Here is a 16,507-nt window from a genome sequence, read left to right as displayed (position 1 = left end):
ATTACGCCTCCCTTTCTTTCATCACAGATGCAAGGCTGCGCAAGCGGATTTTTGCAGCGCCCAGATTGTTGATTTCATCAATTTTAATTTGTGTATACAACTTGCCTTGGTTTCGCAAAATATCGCTGATTTCATCGCCCGTAATGGCATCTAGCCCGCATCCGAACGATACAAGCAATACCATTTCCATATTATCATGCTGTGCAACAAATTTTGCCGCATTATACAGCCGCGCATGATATGTCCACTGGTTGAGAATGTTCAACTCCGGTTTGGGAAGCAGGTGGCCAATGGCATCTTCGGTCACAATAACAAAGCCGAGTGAACTGAGCAGTGTATCAATGCCGTGATTGATCTCCGGATCAATGTGATACGGGCGACAGCCCAATAAAATCACCGGATTGTTGTTTTCTTTAGCATAATCAAGCGCAGCTTGTCCCATATCGGCAACCTGCTTTCGGTACGCCGTATGTGCCGCGTAAGCCTTGTCCGCCGCCACCGCGATGTCCTTACGCTTAACCAACGGCAAAATCGCCTTCAATGCCTGCTCCATCTGCTTGATAAAGCGCGATTTGCTTTGCCAGCCGATATGCGAGTATATAAATTTCGTTTCTGCCACGCTCGCCACATTTCCGGCAATCACCTCAGGGTAATACGCCACCACAGGGCAGTTGTAGCAGTTGTCAGAAATGCCTTCATCAACATTATAACTCATACAAGGGTAAAAAATCGCGTCAACCGATTGCGACACCAATGACTCGATATGCCCATGCACGATTTTGGCGGGATAGCACGCCGTATCGGATGGAATGGTGTGCTGCCCTTTCATATACAAATCACGGCTCGACTGTTCACTCAACACAATATCACAGCCTAATTCCGTGAAAAATGCTGCCCAAAACGGCAGATTTTCATACATATTCAACACCATAGGGATACCGACTCTTAATTTGCTTTGGCCGACCAGTGGTACATCCATCAGTGCCTCGTATTTTTGCGCCACAAGATTGGGCAAGGGCGATACTCTCACCCCACCCGCCCCGGCATCACACTTGTTTCCGACAATAAATTTCTTGTCGCCGCCGAACGTGCTGACTGTTACAGCACATTTATTGGTGCATTGTTTGCAAGTCACACCGGTAGACTTGTGCGTAAATGCCGCTAACTGTCCAGCATCAATCAGCCGTGGCGCAACAGTTGTGTTGGCTTTTGCGTAAAGTGCCGCACCATACGCGCCCATCAATTCTGAAATCGACAGCCGCACAACCTCGCGTCCCAATTCCCGTTCAAAGCAACGTAGAATAGCGTCATTTAAGAACGTTCCGCCTTGCACAACAATATGTTCGCCCAATTCATCTCCCGAACGCACACGGATGACTTTATACAGCGCGTTCTTAATCACACTCATCGCCAATCCCGCTGCGATATCCGCCACCGAAGCACCATCTTTCTGTGCCTGTTTTAGTGAAGAATTCATAAATACAGTACAACGCGAACCGAGGTCAACAGGACGTTCCGCCGTCAAAGCCAATGCCGAAAAATCATCCATTGAATAGCCTAATGATGTGGCAAATGTTTCTATAAACGAACCGCAACCTGACGAACATGCCTCATTCAGTACAACCGAATCAACTGCACCATCCTTGATATGAAAGCATTTAATATCCTGTCCGCCAATATCGATGATAAAATTAACATCGGGACTGAAATGCTTTGCCGCCGTATAATGCGCTACCGTTTCAACCAACCCAAAATCTATACCAAACGCCGCCTGCATCAACTCCTCGCCATAACCGGTGACAGCACTTGCCGCAATGTTAATCCGCTCGCCGCACAGCTTATATATTTTCATCAACTGCTCACGGATAACAGGCAATGGATTGCCGCCATTAGAGGCGTAATGACGGTAGAGAATGCTGTCATCCTCAGCAATCAGCACTAACTTTGTCGTCGTCGAACCGGCATCAATGCCTAAGTATGCGTTGCCGCTATATGTCAAAATATTCTTCTGCTCAACTGTCATCGCCGCATGTCGTTGCTTAAAAACTTGATATTCTTCATCGCTCTTAAACAAGGCTTGTCCAACGGAAAAATCGCTTTGTCCTTCCGGCTCACACGCCAAAGTTTCAACCAGATCCTCGTAACCAATCACGCCACTTGCATTTTTCGCGTAATACGCCGCGCCCAATGCCATAAAATATGGCGCAAGCTCAGTAAAATTCGCTTGCTCCTGGCTCAATTTCAATGTTTCCACAAATCGCTCTTGCAATCCCTTGAAAAACGACAATGGCCCGCCTAAGAACAGCACATTGCCCGCAATGTCGCGCCCTTGCGCCAATCCGCCGATTGTCTGGTCAACAACAGCCTGAAAAATACTCGCCGCAAGATCTTCCTTGCGCGCGCCCTGGTTGAGCAGCGGCTGGATGTCGCTCTTTGCAAAAACACCGCAACGTGAGGCAATGGGGTAAATTTTCTCGTACTGCAAGCTCAATGCGTCGAGTTCAGGCAGTGTAACATTCATTAACGCCGCCATTTGGTCGATAAACGAGCCCGTGCCGCCTGCACAAGTGCCATTCATGCGTTCTTCCAATGTGCCTTGCAGGAAAATGATTTTAGCATCCTCGCCACCGAGTTCAATGACAACATCGGCATCGGGGTGTTCGCGTGCCACGGCATCTGCAGTGGCAAAGACCTCTTGCACAAAGCAAAGCCCGCCCGACTCGGCCAACCCCATGCCCGCCGACCCGGTGATGGCGACTTTCAAGGACTGGCCTTTGAGCAGGCGTTGCAATGATTTAATATGTTCGTACGTTGTTTCACGCACTTTTGATAAATGGCGTTGATAACTCTTTTCAACAATCTGTCCGCTTGGATCAAGCACGACAGTTTTGAGCGTTGTTGAGCCTACATCAATGCCGAGTATATACTGTTCTTGCATGGTTACTCCCTATACTTACTTTCACATATAAGAGTATAACCGTTCGGCGCAGATGTGTCAAGTTTATGGATTACTCAGCGACGCGATATAACGCGAAGTGATTGATAAGCATAGCACCGCTTGAATTGAAACTCACACCCGCATAGTTTACAAAATAGTTTGCGTCACTCAAACCAATCCAGTCTGTGAAAAAATCTAAATTGATTATTCCTGAAAATCTGTTTTGTCCGGTATTATTCGCTGAACTCCACCAAACCGGACTTCCCTGCCCTCCGCCACCATACCTATGCCAAAAACCAATCCATGCATTAGCCGATTCGCCTATAAACTCAAGGTCCAGATGCACATAATACTGGTCGCCCGTTACATTTGCGCCTTCAAACAATCTACGTCCAAGCCCAGCGTCAAAACTACGATTTTCAGCTTCTCCTAAGTCCGCATAAGTCACCAAGAGTGTTTGCGCGCCATTGCGGCGCACAGCAGTGCCATAACCATTCTGAAAGCTTGAAATCCATTCCTCCGCCAAAAAATCATGCACCAATACACCAAGATTACTGGGAACAGACGGACGAGCAGGGAAAGTGAACGTATTCCACCATGGCACAGGTGCTACATCAGGCGCAGGTGCCGTTGGTGTCACATCCGGCGTAGACGGCGTAATTTGTGTAGGCGGCACTTCATCCTCGCCATCTTGCTCTTCTGCCCACTCTGGCAACGTCACCACTACATTTGACGGCGGCCGATTGGTAAAGTATGCCCGAATATTCGCCGTAATCTGCTCCTGTAACTCAACAAGGTGCGGCATGGGCGTAAGGTTAAGGTATTCAACGCCTTCGTCAGCCGTCCAACGCCTCTCCGTTGGCCGCGCCGTCGGTGTAAGCACCATCTCCCCGCCATCAAATGCGACGTAATAAAAGTCCTGCATCAGCACGGGATTCTCCGAAATCCATGCGCGCGAACCATCCCTTTCTCCTCGTACAGCCATTGTTTTACTCATCACAACTCTACCCTGCGGGTCAATGTAAAACGCGCTGCCGTAGGGCAATTCCTCACGAGTAAACACACCGTTGACATACCGAAACAATAACCTCGTTGATGATTCCCTATCAAAGGCTGGCTCGTCGAAATGCACAACCACCGCCGGTATCCCGTTTCCTTCAAGGTCAATTAAATAAAAACTCTCGGCGAACATATCAAATGGCCCCAAGAATGGCAGCAGCGGGTATGGAAACATTATGAAGTAAGGGGCTATTTCAGGCCTTCGAAAATAGAACGGCAGCGTTTGGTCTTCTCGATAATGAGCACCGCCAATACTGTATATATTCGACGGGTGAATTTGCCAGTTCAACTGCGGATACATTTCAAACAAATCCGTACCGCCAAAGAGATGCTCCACCCATTCCAACCAAGTCAGCTCGGGATACGGCGAAAAGTCATGTATACTCACAAACTGCCGCAAAAAATCTTGAATCAACAGCTCATCTTCCGTCAGCTGTTGTACAGGTGGGGCATTGTCCGGCGGCGGCGCAACAACTTCCGGCGGCCCGCCCACGCCATCATCCCGCCCACTCAAAAACATCGTCGATAGGCCAACCACGCCAATCAGCACAAATGCCAACGACGCAAAAACAACACGCCGAATCACCATATGCCGTGGCCTAACCATTGGCACAACAATGTCAGCCTTTTGTGTCACAACAGCTTCGCGAATTTTCTCTTTATCAGGCACTTCAGCACGTGCCGCCGCACATACGACCGTTTTTACAAACTCTTGACCTTTCATATTGCACCTCATTCCTGTAATAGTTTCCGCAATTCTTTCAGCGTACGATAGAGTTTATTCTTCACGTTGGATTGCGTCAATGATAACTTTTTTGCGACTTCATCGATCGATAGACCCTTATCGTAGTATAAATACAGCACTTTTCTCACGTCATCCGGTTTCTTTGCAATCATCTCCTGCGCCTCGGACAACACCGCTTGATTGACGTTATAATCCTCCGCCAAAAAGGCGTCAGCCTCCAAGTCCGTCAACGGCACTTCGTCCCCCTCATCATTCACGGCAAACAACGGCACAAGCCGTTGCAATTTTTCAACCAGCGAATAGTACCGCGACAATTTTTGTTTAGCAATTTTTAGCGCAATCGCCTGTTCATTCTGCACATAATCAACACCACGCTTTTGCAACATATTATAGAGTTCTACATATGTTTCCTGCACAACATCGCCGATATCTGCAACATTTTTGCACCGATACGCCACAAATGACAGAACGGCATTGTATGTAGTGTCATAAATTTCATTAAATCTCGAAGTGATAGCTTTGTCGACCATATACTCACCCCCTATTATCTATAGCGGCACGGCGCAGGCAAAAAGTTTCAAAACTTTGCATTGACATACAAGAAGTTTTGGATTATTATTGTAAGAAGTGCGCCCCTGCGCGTCCCGCATAACGAACCAACATTACACAAAGGTGACACACAACAGGAGGACAACCCTATGCCAATTAAGGTTTCCAAAGACGGCAAGCAGTTTCATCTGCAAGCCGGCAACACCAGCTACGCATTCGCCATCATGCACGACCGCTGGCCTGCCCACGCTTATTGGGGCAAGCGCGTCAACAACGTCAACTGCGATGATTTAATTCGCACCACCGAGCGCGGATTCTGCCCCACACCGCACGGCATCGATGGGCGCGCAATCAGCCTTGATACATTATCACACGAATACCCGGCTTTTGGCAACTCTGATTTTCGCAGCCCTGCCATCCAAGTCAAAACACCCGACGGCGCAAGAATTTGCGATTTAGTTTATCAAGGCTACGAACTTGTGAAGGGCAAGCCGGCACTTGACGGGCTCCCCTGCCTCCACGCTGAAGACAGCGACAATGCCGAGACTTTGCTTTTAACACTCAAAGACACACAAATTGGCTTGAAAGTCGTGTTATCATATACCGTTTATGCTGAAAAAAGTGCCATCATTCGCTCGGCTGCCCTCTACAACGAGGGCGGCGAACCCATCACGCTATTGCGGGCGATGAGCCTGTCGCTCGACCTGCCCGACAAGGATTTTGAGTTAGTGCACCTCTACGGCGCGCACGTTAAGGAGCGCCAAATTGCCGTCACACCCTTGCGCTACGGTACGCAATCGGTCGAAAGCCGCCGCGGTATGTCGTCACACGCACACAACCCGTTTATCGCCCTCAAACGCCCGCACACCAACGAAGACCAAGGCGATGTCTACGCCTGCAACCTCGTTTACAGCGGCAGCTTTTTGGCGTTGGCGGAAGTCGACACATACGATGTCACGCGCGTGCAAATGGGCATTAATCCCTTCGACTTTTCCTGGGAAATGCAGCCTAATGCGTCGTTCCAAACGCCCGAAGCCGTCATGGTTTACAGCGACAGCGGCTTAAATGGCATGAGCGCAACATTCCATGACTTGTACCGCAATCGTTTGGGACATAGTCCATGGCTGAAAAAGGAGCGACCCATTGTCATCAACAATTGGGAGGCAACCTACTTCTCGTTCGATGAAACGAGCCTCAAAGCCTTGTGCGACAGTTGTACCGGGCTTGGTATTGAGTTGTTTGTACTCGACGACGGCTGGTTTGGCAAGCGCAACGACGATTTGCGCTCACTTGGCGACTGGGTGGTTAACCAAGAAAAACTGCCCGGCGGACTGAAAACCGTTGCCGAAAACGCCAAAAACGCCGGACTACAATTTGGGCTATGGTTCGAGCCTGAAATGATTTCGCCCGACAGCGATCTGTATCGCGCGCACCCCGATTGGGCGATTCAAGTACCGACACGACCGCATTCGTTGAGCCGTATGCAATGCGTGCTTGATTTGTCGCGCGAAGAAGTACGCGATTATGTCGTCGATTCCGTTTGCAAAATCTTAGATTCCGCGCCCATTTCGTACGTCAAGTGGGACGCCAACCGTCACTTAACTGAAGTGTGTTCAGCGGCATTGCCCGCACACCGCCAACAAGAATTGTGGCATCGCTATGTGCTGGGCTTATACGACGTGCTGGAGCGCATTACTTCGCGCCATCCTGAAGTGCTCTTTGAGAGTTGCAGCGGCGGCGGCGGGCGTTTTGACCCGGGCATGCTGTACTATATGCCGCAAGTGTGGGCCAGCGATTGCAGCGACGCGATTGAACGTCTGCGCATCCAGTACGGCACGAGCCTGTGCTACCCCGTATCGTCGATGAGTGCGCATGTTTCGGTTAGCCCCAACCACCAAGTACACCGCCAAACCGACTTTGATACCCGCGGATTGGTTGCACTGCTGTGCCAATTTGGCTATGAACTCAACATCGGCGCATTAACTGACGAAGAACGCGAGCAAGTTAAGCAACAGACAGCATTATACAAACAAACGCGCCATCTTATCGCCGACGGCACGTTGTATCGCTTGCGCAATCCATTTGACGGCAACGACTTTGCCTGGATGCTCGTATCGCCCGATAAGCGTGAGGCTGTTGTGGTTTATGCGTTGGTGCTGAGCGACCCGCAGCCGTGTTTTTCACGCCTTACCCTGCGCGGTCTTGACCCGAATTTGACGTACAGGGAAACCAATGGCGGCACATGGGGCGGTGACGAGTTGATGAACACAGGGTTTACGCTACCGTTCTTGTTTGGAGACTTTAAGGCACGATTATGGCATTTTAAGGCGGAGTGAGTCAAAGAGGCGGTCAATTGACCGCCTCTTTTGTACAGTATGCTTATACTGCGTATCACTCGCGTGTGAGCACTTGTGGGTCGTCGGGCTCTCCATAAAAACGTAACGTGCCCAACTCGGAGTCATAGGCATACACGGCTATCGGGCTCGCCATCATTTCTTCTAATTCTTGCATATCTTCCTCTACAAGTGCGTACCACTCTTCACTTCCCGGTTCTGCCCAAAAGCCCACAGCACTCCTAATCAAAGCGATTGACGTAACCTCGTCAAAAAATGTTTCTATTCTATTGTTTGCAAATGTATATGTGCCAGTTTGTCGTCCTAAAGGGGGCGCATCGGTTTCCCAAGTTCCGTCAGCATGAAAATAAATTCGTTGTCCACTCAAATTTGACACAAATGTGCCTGCAAACTCGCCCGTATTTGGGCTGTCGTTGTTTGGATAATCGCTATTGTTGCCGCAACCGACCATTGATGCTGTTATTGCGATAAGTAGAGTCAATGCCAAAGATAGAACTAGAAATTTCTTCATGATTATTTCTCCTGTCGATAATATAAATTTTCACAACCCATCAATTAAAAAACGAATCATAAATCGCATTCACAGCCTTCTCAAAATCTCCTTCCATCACACCTGCAACAACATTCAGCTCACTCGCACCTTGGTCAATCATGCGCACATTGACCCATGAGTGAGCAATCGAAGCGAAAATCCGCGCAGCGCAGCCGCGTGACTGCACCATGCCGCGTCCGACGACGGCAATCAGCGCCAAGCCATGCTCGATTTCTACGCTATCGGCATTGACAGCGGCTTTTAGTGCCGCGATGATGGCATTTTCCTTGCCTGCCAAGCACTTTGTACTGACGACAATAGACACCATATCAATACCGGACGGCATATGCTCGATGATAACGCCATGCTCTTCCAATACTTCCAAAACATTGTGCAAAAACGACGGCCGACTCCTCATTCTAGACTTTTCGATGAGAATTGCTGAAAATCCCTTGCGCCCCGCAATGCCCGTTACCGGCCGCGAATCTTCACTTGGCGGCGCGTCGGCAACAATCAGCGTGCCTTTGGCACTGACATCGTTTGTGTTGCGAATATGAATGGCAATACCGCTGACATACACAGGGAAAATCGTGTCCTCATGCAATACCGTTGCGCCCATGTACGACAGCTCGCGCAGTTCTCGGTAAGTAATTACGTCAATACGGTCGGGGCTATCCACAATACGCGGATCAGCGGCGAGAAATCCCGGCACATCTGTCCAGTTCTCGTATAAATCCGCCTCCACACCTTGCGCCACAAGCGCGCCGGTAATGTCCGAACCTCCGCGCGAAAAAGTGACGATGTTATCCTCCGGCGTACTGCCGTAAAAGCCGGGGATGACTGCATATTCATAGTTTGCCAAGATGTTTTGCAAGGTCGCCTTGGTTTCTTTGACGTTAAACTCGCCGTTGTCATCAAAACAAATGACGCGAGCAGCATCGACAAAATCAAAGTCCAAATACGCCGCCAACACAATGCCACACAAATACTCCCCACGGCTTGCCGCATAGGCCTTGCCTGCCTTACGCTTAAACGCCGTTTGTATGTAACTAAACTCGTCGGACAAATCGAGCGTCAAACCCAAATCGTCGATAATTCCCTGATATCGCGCACAAATGGCTGCGAAGTCAGCATCAAAACTCTCACCTTTACGCGCTTTGGCATAGCAGGCATAGAGCATATCGGTGACTTTTTCATCCTCACTCGACCGCTTGCCCGGCGCGGATGGTATAACATACCGGCGATTTGGGTCGCTTTTGACAATGTCGGCGACTTTCTTGAACTGATTGGCATCGGCCAGCGAGCTGCCACCGAACTTAGCTACAATAGTTGACATAATAACTTTACCCCTTGATAAATTTTATAATCTTCTTCTCTTCCGCCGTAGGATTCAACAACAAAACCTGCGCGGCAATTTTCTCAACCGCCTCATCAACGTCAATTTCTGCCGCTTGCCTAAAAACATCCTCACCCCAGAAGTTTTCCGTTGTGCAGAATACCGTCGACGACCAACCATATTCCCCGCCATTCTGCGAAATCTTTTGCGCCTGCCCACACATAGTCAAGTACAATCTCATCTGTAACTCAACCAACGCCCCATCAAACTTTGGCTTCTCATCTCGCGAAAAACCGCCTTGTCGCTTGATTTCATCCAACGGCAACGCGCCATTTTCGGCAACGGCATGATAAATCCGCTTGGCATATTGACTCATCGTGCCGTCAGCATAAGCCTCATCAAAAGTCCTGCCACCACGCCGCGCTGCCAAAAAGTATGGATACCATTCCCGCGTAATATAACCCGACTTTTTGAAGAAAAACTTGCTATACGCCACATCATCCCGCTCGTCCAGCACACGCATACGCCACACCCACGGATCAGTGTCAGCGTCGCCGGTATGCCATTGCAGCAGACAATCCTCCGGCGTATTGTCCCAGTTATGCGAAAGCAATGCAAACACACCCTCATCATTGCCGGCGCCCATCGAAAAGCCGGCATTCAAGAGTTGCGCGATAAAATCATCGTAGTTATTTATCATGGAGGACACCTCCGATTTATCTAGCTAGAGCGAATAAACTCATATCCGGTCATGTCACCAAAGAAGTAGCTAGGTTCCAAAAAGGTGAGTAATCCGCTCGATGAAATGCAAAAAGGTATACGTTCTTCCATTATATCATTATAAAGGACAATCTTTCCATCCTCAATGCGCCAATTTAGTGACGGATATTCAACATCCACAGTGTCCCAAGGCCTATCGCCATCCCCAACAAAACGGTGTTGCCAATGATAGACTGTGCCGTTTGTTCCAAAAAGAAGCACAAACGTTGAAAAAGGTTGGCCGCTTTTTTCCCAACGCCCATCAATTGTCGGAGCAAAAAGACCACAAACTACCAGCATAATTATTATCGTGACACACAACATTAGCACAGCCCCTTTTTTAGCACTCATGGAATTACCTCTCTAGCACATGTTCAACATATAAACTAACTACACCACCTCTACCCTACTCATTCTCCGCAGCCTCGTATTCGCCGTCCTCATTCTGCACCAGCATAAAGACTTTCTGCTCCGCCTCATCAAGCATTTTCGTCGATTCACGCACCAGTTTAGTGCCCTCCTCAAACAATTTCAACGACTCATCCAGCGGCAAATCACCCTTTTCCAGAGAAACAGTGATTTCCTCTAAGCGTTTGACATTTTCTTCGTAAGACGTCTTTTTCTTGCTCATTGCTTCTTCACCTCTGTAATATTCGCCGCCAATTCGCCGTCGCGCAACCGTAGCGACAGCGTATCGCCCACGTTTACTTTCTTTACCGACCGCACCGCCCTGCCCTCACCGTCTTGCGCAATGGCATACCCGCGGTCCAGCACCCGCAACGGGCTCAACGCATCGAGCCTGCCCGCATAAGCCGTCGTTTGGCTTTTGGCTTCGGCAATGCGCCGTTCAAGCTGTGATTGTATATGACTTGACAGCCTGTCCAACTGCAACCGCCTGTCCTGCACATAATGCGCCGATTCGCGCAACACGCGCCGCTCGGCCAAAAATATCATCCGCTCCCGTTCACGCCCCAACCGCCGCCGCAACGCCAAACCCATGCGCGACAACTGCGCTTGCAAACCGTCGCGCAACTCCAACCTATCCGGCGTAACAATCTCCGCCGCGTGTGACGGCGTGCTTGCCCGCACATCAGCGACAAAGTCGGCAATCGTCATGTCCGGCTCATGCCCTACCGCCGACACCACAGGGATGTCTGACGCAAAAATCGCTCGCGCCACGCGCTCATCATTGAACGCCCATAAATCTTCCAAACTGCCCCCGCCACGCCCGACAATCATTAAATCGACTGCCCGCAAGCGATTGAGTGTTTCAATCATGGTAACAATTTCGCCCGGTGCCTCCACACCTTGCACACGCACAGGGCAAATCAACACCTTACAAAGCGGATACCGCCGCTTTAAAATCTGCATCATATCGTGCACGACAGCCCCTGTCGGTGATGTCACGAGTGCCACCTTGCGCGGCATACGCGGCAATGATTTTTTATGCCGCGTATCAAACAACCCCTCGCTGTGCAATTTTTCTTTCAACTGTTCAAACGCCAGCGCCAAATCGCCAACGCCGTCGGGAATCACCTCATTGACGTACAACTGGTATGCGCCATCGCGCGGATACACCGACACACGCCCTGTCAACAATGCCCGCATACCGTCTTTGGGTGCAAATTTCAGTTTAGAGGCTTGTCCCTTAAACATGACACAACGGATAGCTGAGTCGGCATCTTTCAGAGAAAAATAATGATGCCCCGAGCCGTAAATTTTGTAGTTCGACAGCTCGCCGCGCACCAACACATTTTGCAAAACGTCATCACGTTCAAGCAATGACTTGACGTATTCATTTAACTCCGTGACCGTGATAGGCATCATGCTTTTTCACCCTCATCACTGCGCGCAATCGAACCCAACACACCATTAATGAACGCTGCCGCCTCTTCACTGTCGTAGCGCTTGCACAACTTAACAGCTTCGTTGATTGCCGTGGCCTGCGTCACACCGTCAATCGCAGTAGGCTCAAAAATTGCCATACGCATCAACGTCCGTGCCACGCGGCTAATACGTCCCATTGCCCAGCCTTTGGCGTGTTGCTCAATAGACGCATCAAGAGCCGCAGCACTGGCAGTCACGCCAAGCACCGCGGCTTCGATGTATTCAGCTTCTTCGTGCGCTGGATTGTTGTAAATGTCGCATTCATCGCGCCATGCGGCTTGCGCGATGGGCGAGAGCAAGTCAATAATTTCTTTTTGATTTGCCTCCGGCGAAAATGTCAAGGCAAACAACGCGTGAAACGCCGCCTCGCGAGCTTGCTTACGGGTCATGCCTTGCGTTCCGTTTTGCCAAACGCCACGCCGGCAACATTCACATTGACTGCCGCTACGTGCAGCCCCGTCATCGACTCGATATGCGATTTGACATTTTCCTGTACAGCCTTTGATACATCCAAAATCGGACAATCACGCTTGACAAGGATAAATAGATAGCAGGTCACATTGCCATTTTCAATTGTAATTTTCACGCCTTTGGCAATATTTCGCTTACCGCGCAAGTCAGCCCGGGCGCCCGTGGATAAACTATGCACACCCTCGACTTCCGATGCCGCAATCGCCGCAATCGAGGCTATCACATCATGGGAGATATGGACAACGCCCAAATCTTTGCTATATTCACTCATAGTACTCACCTCAACATTCTTTGGTAGTGTTTGTATTATAGCATATGTTTATTGTTTTTGTAAATAGCACTACCGGGCGATTGCCCTATGCCTCCATAATGCTTATTTGCTCAATAGTATACGACGTCTCATTCAATGCGATATTCTTAATTCTCGCCACGTCAACTGCCGTCAATCCACCCTCGGGTGCAGCGACAACGATTGTCAATCGCGACTCGCTGATGTAAGCTACACTATCTGCAAAACCTTGGGCACGAATTAATCCCTCAATGGTGGCTTCTAACATAGCATATTCAGCAATGACACGAATATCTTCACTTGCCTTGTCACGCACTTCCTGCGTTGATGCCGGTGTCGCGTTTACTTCGTTAAGCATCGCTAATGCGCTGTCACGTGCTCGTTGTCGCGTCAGCCTAGCCTCGGCAAAATATGCTTGACGCTCGGTCGACAGTGTTTCACCTATTCCTGCCGGCGTGCTTTCATCGCCTCCCAGCGGCGCGTGGACGGGCACATCAGCATTGATGTCAAGCTCTTGGTTGTACGACCAACTTAAGTACACCGAGATGGCTACAAACAACACGACCACTGCTACAACTGCGTTTCTCTGCCAGATTTTCATTTTTTCTTCCTCCAAATTTTTATTACTCAGCAGGTGTTTGCATACCCACAACAGCGATTCTATCCGACGGGATTCCCGTCAGCGCTGTGACAGCGTTGATGATTTGTAACGCCACGACCTGCTCATTGCCGCCGTCAGCGATGATAAGCGCGCCCATAAATTCTGGCGAACGTTTCATAACGACAGCCGGTTCTTGCACTCCCCCACCCCGCGCCAACACAAGGGTTGATTCTGTCGTATCATTGTTGTAGTCAATCGTCTCTCCGTTCTCGCGCTGCTGCGAAACACGCTTTGAATTCTCAGTCTGAAAGACCGTTTCCGTGCCGCTCCGCAATGTCAATACAACTTCCACACGCCCCACACCCTCTACACGAGCCAAAGCCTCACTTAATCGCGTTTCCATCTCAGCGGTGCTGAACATTTGCGCATATTCTGCCTGTGCAGACGATGTCTGTCCTACAGTCGACTGTCGACTTGATGGCCATATCAGCAAAGCCACCCCCATGGCCACTACAATCAACAGATATTTATACTTGCTTAATACGCTTTTCAATTTTTCTGCATCGTACTTCATCTCTTCCTCCAATTTTGCCTGTACGCAGGCAGTCCATAGCCTTCGACAATTCTACGAGTAATGCTTTCAATGTCCGTAATGGGCATATTTCGCGGATAATTGATTTCTACACTATCAATAGTCAGCATCCCCTGCTCAACGACCACATTGACGTCAACGTCCAACCCCGTTCCCATGGCAGATATATATGCGGACAGCCGGTCAGCTATGCGCTCTTTTTGTGCCTCTAACGCAATTTCCTGTCCTTGCTCAGTCGTCAACACGGCCATATGGGTGTCAAACACCCAATCCATATTGACAATATGAAAAATCGGCCGTAGCACCATAAGCAATAAAATTATACTTGCTCCCAACCGCACAATCTTCTTAATCGTCCCCTCCGGCGTTAACGCCAACGCTACAGCAACAACAATTCCCGTACCCGTCAAGCTCATGACCCAGTTTCTGATGAAATCATGCACCATCTACAATCGCACCCCCATCATTAACGCCAATACCGAAATGAAGTTGATAAAGAACGCTGCGCCCACCATACCCAATAACAGCCCAAATGCCGCGCCAATATCAGCAACCAATGTATTGAGCTTTGATCTGCTCATCACAGGCGCAACCGCCGCGCCAACTTTGAATACAAGATATGACATCGACATCTGAATAAACGGCGTCAACACCAACGCAACCATCGCCAGCAAACCAAACACGCCAATTGACGCCCGTACCAGCGTCGCGCCTGCCATCACACTATCGGCCGCGCCTGAGATAATTCCGCCTACTACCGGCACGACATTAATTGCCGCTTTCGTGCCACGCAGCGCTAAATTATCAGTTGCGCCCGCCAATACTCCTGACAAACTCAGGAACAGCGTATACAGCGTCATCAAGATGATAAGTAGTCGCGAGGCTATCCATTTCAACAATTGTGCTATCTTGCCAAGCGTATCATGCCCAACCGCCGCATGCGCGACAGACAGCGCGATATAACCATATAACAGCGGAATCAACACACCCTGAATCACATTCATCAATATTCCGCCAAAAAGCACTGCCGCGGACTGCTTGGCAAGTGCCGCCCCCGGTTGCCCGCTCACGATAGCGACTGTTGTCATCGTGGGAATCAATACGTTAGAAAATGTCGTCAACTGCTCAATCATTCGGCTGCCTAGCTGCAACAGCCCATTGACCTGCATCAATGCCGTCACGCCAATCGCCAACGCACCTCCGGTCTGCACAAAGTCATGCCCATTGACATCCTCACCCTCACGCAGCCCATCCACCATGCCGCAAATGAGCAAAATCGCAACTATCACAAGCAATCCCAACAACGCCGTCCGTAACGCGCCACCGGCCTCGCGTCCTGCTTGCCCGATAAGGTTATTAAATGTAGCCTGCCAATTTCTTGCATTATACGGCGTCATACCGTGCATTAGGTCAGCCGCTTCGCCAGGCAATGCGTGAACAATATCTTCAACGCCCACTGCATCAACGATATCTTGCGGCACGGTGTCTTCATAAGCATAGCCGCTCAGCGCCATAACAAGCAATGCCAACAATATCATCAACAATATTTTCATAGTAAATGCACCGTCAGTTCCAGCACCGCGTTAAACAATGGCAACAGTAACACCAGCGCAATCGCCGCACCCGCGATTTCTACGGCGGCTGCAATTGCCGTCTCACACGCATCACGGCAAAGTGAAGCAAATACACGCACAATAACAGCAATTGCCACCGTTTTCATTAACGGCACAAGAATATCACCATTCAGTTCCGCCACTTCAGCGGCGCGCATGATGAATGCATTGACCTGCCCCAACGTGTTAATTGCCATCATCAATATTGCAATAATTAGCGCAATCGTTACAATTAGTGCCAACGGCGGTACATCGCGCTTCAACAACAGCGTCATGGCCAATCCCAGAACAGCAAGCGTCGCAATTCTCATCAGCTCTTCCATGAATTTTCTCCTCTGTGTACATCAACTACACGGCTCAAGTATACGCTAAGTTACCTTGCTTTCCCATATTGGTTCAAAAACCAAACATCGTTCGCACCGACTCAAACAATGTATTGATTTCATTCAGCACCATCATCAACACAACAACAAGCCCTGCAATAGTCGTCACCATCGCCTGTTCTTCGCGTCCCGAATGTTTGAGCAACAAGTGCAGCACCGACACGAGTATGCCGATGGCGGCGATGCGAAAGATCAAATCAACTTGCATGAAAAAATTCCTCCTTTGTATGGGGTTGTCCATGAAATACTTTATGCTGTCAAACAAAAAAAAGAACCCGTAAACCGAAGCGTACAGATTGGCATAAAGAACAGTACGTCTTAAAAGTTCCAGCTGATGGCAATTTCGGCGTTGGATATGTGAATGGCTTTTGCCAACATATCTAACGCCGATTTTTTGTT

The 16,507-nt window shown here is 49.5% G+C and carries 18 protein-coding genes; 1 reads left to right on the top strand and 17 read right to left on the bottom strand.

Annotation, left to right across the window (positions count from 1 at the left end):
- Position 1: 1 nt before the first annotated feature.
- From FWE06_04940 to FWE06_04930, 3 genes are all read right to left on the bottom strand, one after another.
- On the bottom strand, positions 2–2,938 hold the full coding sequence (locus FWE06_04940; GenBank protein ID MCL2546526.1) for an acyl-CoA dehydratase activase: 2,937 nt from the start codon (positions 2,936–2,938) through the stop codon (positions 2–4).
- A gap of 70 nt (positions 2,939–3,008) precedes the next feature.
- Entirely contained in the window at positions 3,009–4,721 is a 1,713-nt protein-coding gene (locus FWE06_04935) for a hypothetical protein (protein MCL2546525.1), read from the bottom strand.
- A gap of 8 nt (positions 4,722–4,729) precedes the next feature.
- Positions 4,730–5,272 carry an RNA polymerase sigma factor gene (locus FWE06_04930; protein ID MCL2546524.1) on the bottom strand — a complete coding sequence of 181 codons (543 nt, stop codon included), beginning with the start codon at positions 5,270–5,272 and terminating at the stop codon, positions 4,730–4,732.
- Between the two features lie 168 nt (positions 5,273–5,440).
- Here FWE06_04930 and FWE06_04925 point away from each other — a divergent pair, with 168 nt between their 5' ends.
- Positions 5,441–7,627, top strand: coding sequence for an alpha-galactosidase (locus FWE06_04925; protein MCL2546523.1), 2,187 nt, complete (start codon positions 5,441–5,443; stop codon positions 7,625–7,627).
- A gap of 55 nt (positions 7,628–7,682) precedes the next feature.
- Here FWE06_04925 and FWE06_04920 read toward each other — a convergent pair whose 3' ends face one another.
- The 14 genes from FWE06_04920 to spoIIIAC all read right to left on the bottom strand — a co-directional run bounded on the left by FWE06_04920 (position 7,683) and on the right by spoIIIAC (position 16,316).
- Positions 7,683–8,156, bottom strand: coding sequence for a hypothetical protein (locus tag FWE06_04920; protein MCL2546522.1), 474 nt, complete (start codon positions 8,154–8,156; stop codon positions 7,683–7,685).
- A 40-nt stretch (positions 8,157–8,196) separates the two neighbouring features.
- Positions 8,197–9,513 (bottom strand): aspartate kinase, encoded by a 1,317-nt coding sequence (locus FWE06_04915; GenBank protein MCL2546521.1) that lies wholly within the window; start codon positions 9,511–9,513, stop codon positions 8,197–8,199.
- A 7-nt stretch (positions 9,514–9,520) separates the two neighbouring features.
- A complete protein-coding gene (locus FWE06_04910; GenBank protein ID MCL2546520.1) occupies positions 9,521–10,213 on the bottom strand; it encodes a hypothetical protein in 693 nt (230 codons plus the stop codon).
- Positions 10,214–10,233: 20 nt separating this feature from the next.
- The gene (locus FWE06_04905; protein MCL2546519.1) at positions 10,234–10,623 is read right to left on the bottom strand and encodes a hypothetical protein; all 390 of its coding nucleotides are present in this window, start codon (positions 10,621–10,623) and stop codon (positions 10,234–10,236) included.
- A 55-nt stretch (positions 10,624–10,678) separates the two neighbouring features.
- Complete coding sequence (gene xseB / locus FWE06_04900) at positions 10,679–10,903, bottom strand: exodeoxyribonuclease VII small subunit (GenBank protein ID MCL2546518.1); 225 nt, start codon at positions 10,901–10,903, stop codon at positions 10,679–10,681.
- On the bottom strand, positions 10,900–12,099 hold the full coding sequence (xseA, locus tag FWE06_04895) for an exodeoxyribonuclease VII large subunit (protein ID MCL2546517.1): 1,200 nt from the start codon (positions 12,097–12,099) through the stop codon (positions 10,900–10,902). Before xseA ends, xseB begins: the two co-directional genes overlap by 4 nt.
- The gene (gene nusB / locus FWE06_04890; protein ID MCL2546516.1) at positions 12,096–12,548 is read right to left on the bottom strand and encodes a transcription antitermination factor NusB; all 453 of its coding nucleotides are present in this window, start codon (positions 12,546–12,548) and stop codon (positions 12,096–12,098) included. The genes xseA and nusB overlap by 4 nt, the downstream gene beginning before the upstream one ends.
- Positions 12,545–12,901 (bottom strand): Asp23/Gls24 family envelope stress response protein, encoded by a 357-nt coding sequence (locus FWE06_04885; protein MCL2546515.1) that lies wholly within the window; start codon positions 12,899–12,901, stop codon positions 12,545–12,547. The genes nusB and FWE06_04885 overlap by 4 nt, the downstream gene beginning before the upstream one ends.
- Before the next feature lie 85 nt (positions 12,902–12,986).
- The gene (locus tag FWE06_04880) at positions 12,987–13,520 is read right to left on the bottom strand and encodes a SpoIIIAH-like family protein (protein ID MCL2546514.1); all 534 of its coding nucleotides are present in this window, start codon (positions 13,518–13,520) and stop codon (positions 12,987–12,989) included.
- Between the two features lie 22 nt (positions 13,521–13,542).
- Positions 13,543–14,094, bottom strand: coding sequence for a hypothetical protein (locus FWE06_04875; protein ID MCL2546513.1), 552 nt, complete (start codon positions 14,092–14,094; stop codon positions 13,543–13,545).
- Positions 14,091–14,558: a stage III sporulation protein AF gene (locus tag FWE06_04870; GenBank protein MCL2546512.1), complete on the bottom strand. Its 468-nt coding sequence runs from the start codon at positions 14,556–14,558 to the stop codon at positions 14,091–14,093. Before FWE06_04870 ends, FWE06_04875 begins: the two co-directional genes overlap by 4 nt.
- Entirely contained in the window at positions 14,559–15,665 is a 1,107-nt protein-coding gene (locus FWE06_04865; GenBank protein ID MCL2546511.1) for a stage III sporulation protein AE, read from the bottom strand. It abuts the gene before it with no gap.
- On the bottom strand, positions 15,662–16,048 hold the full coding sequence (locus FWE06_04860) for a stage III sporulation protein AD (GenBank protein ID MCL2546510.1): 387 nt from the start codon (positions 16,046–16,048) through the stop codon (positions 15,662–15,664). Before FWE06_04860 ends, FWE06_04865 begins: the two co-directional genes overlap by 4 nt.
- Before the next feature lie 73 nt (positions 16,049–16,121).
- A complete protein-coding gene (gene spoIIIAC, locus FWE06_04855) occupies positions 16,122–16,316 on the bottom strand; it encodes a stage III sporulation protein AC (protein MCL2546509.1) in 195 nt (64 codons plus the stop codon).
- Between the last annotated feature and the right edge of the window lie 191 nt (positions 16,317–16,507).

This window comes from Oscillospiraceae bacterium, from assembly GCA_009780275.1.
In the GTDB taxonomy this organism is placed as follows: domain Bacteria; phylum Bacillota; class Clostridia; order Oscillospirales; family UBA929; genus WRAI01.
This window is presented reverse-complemented; position numbering and strand designations above follow the sequence as displayed.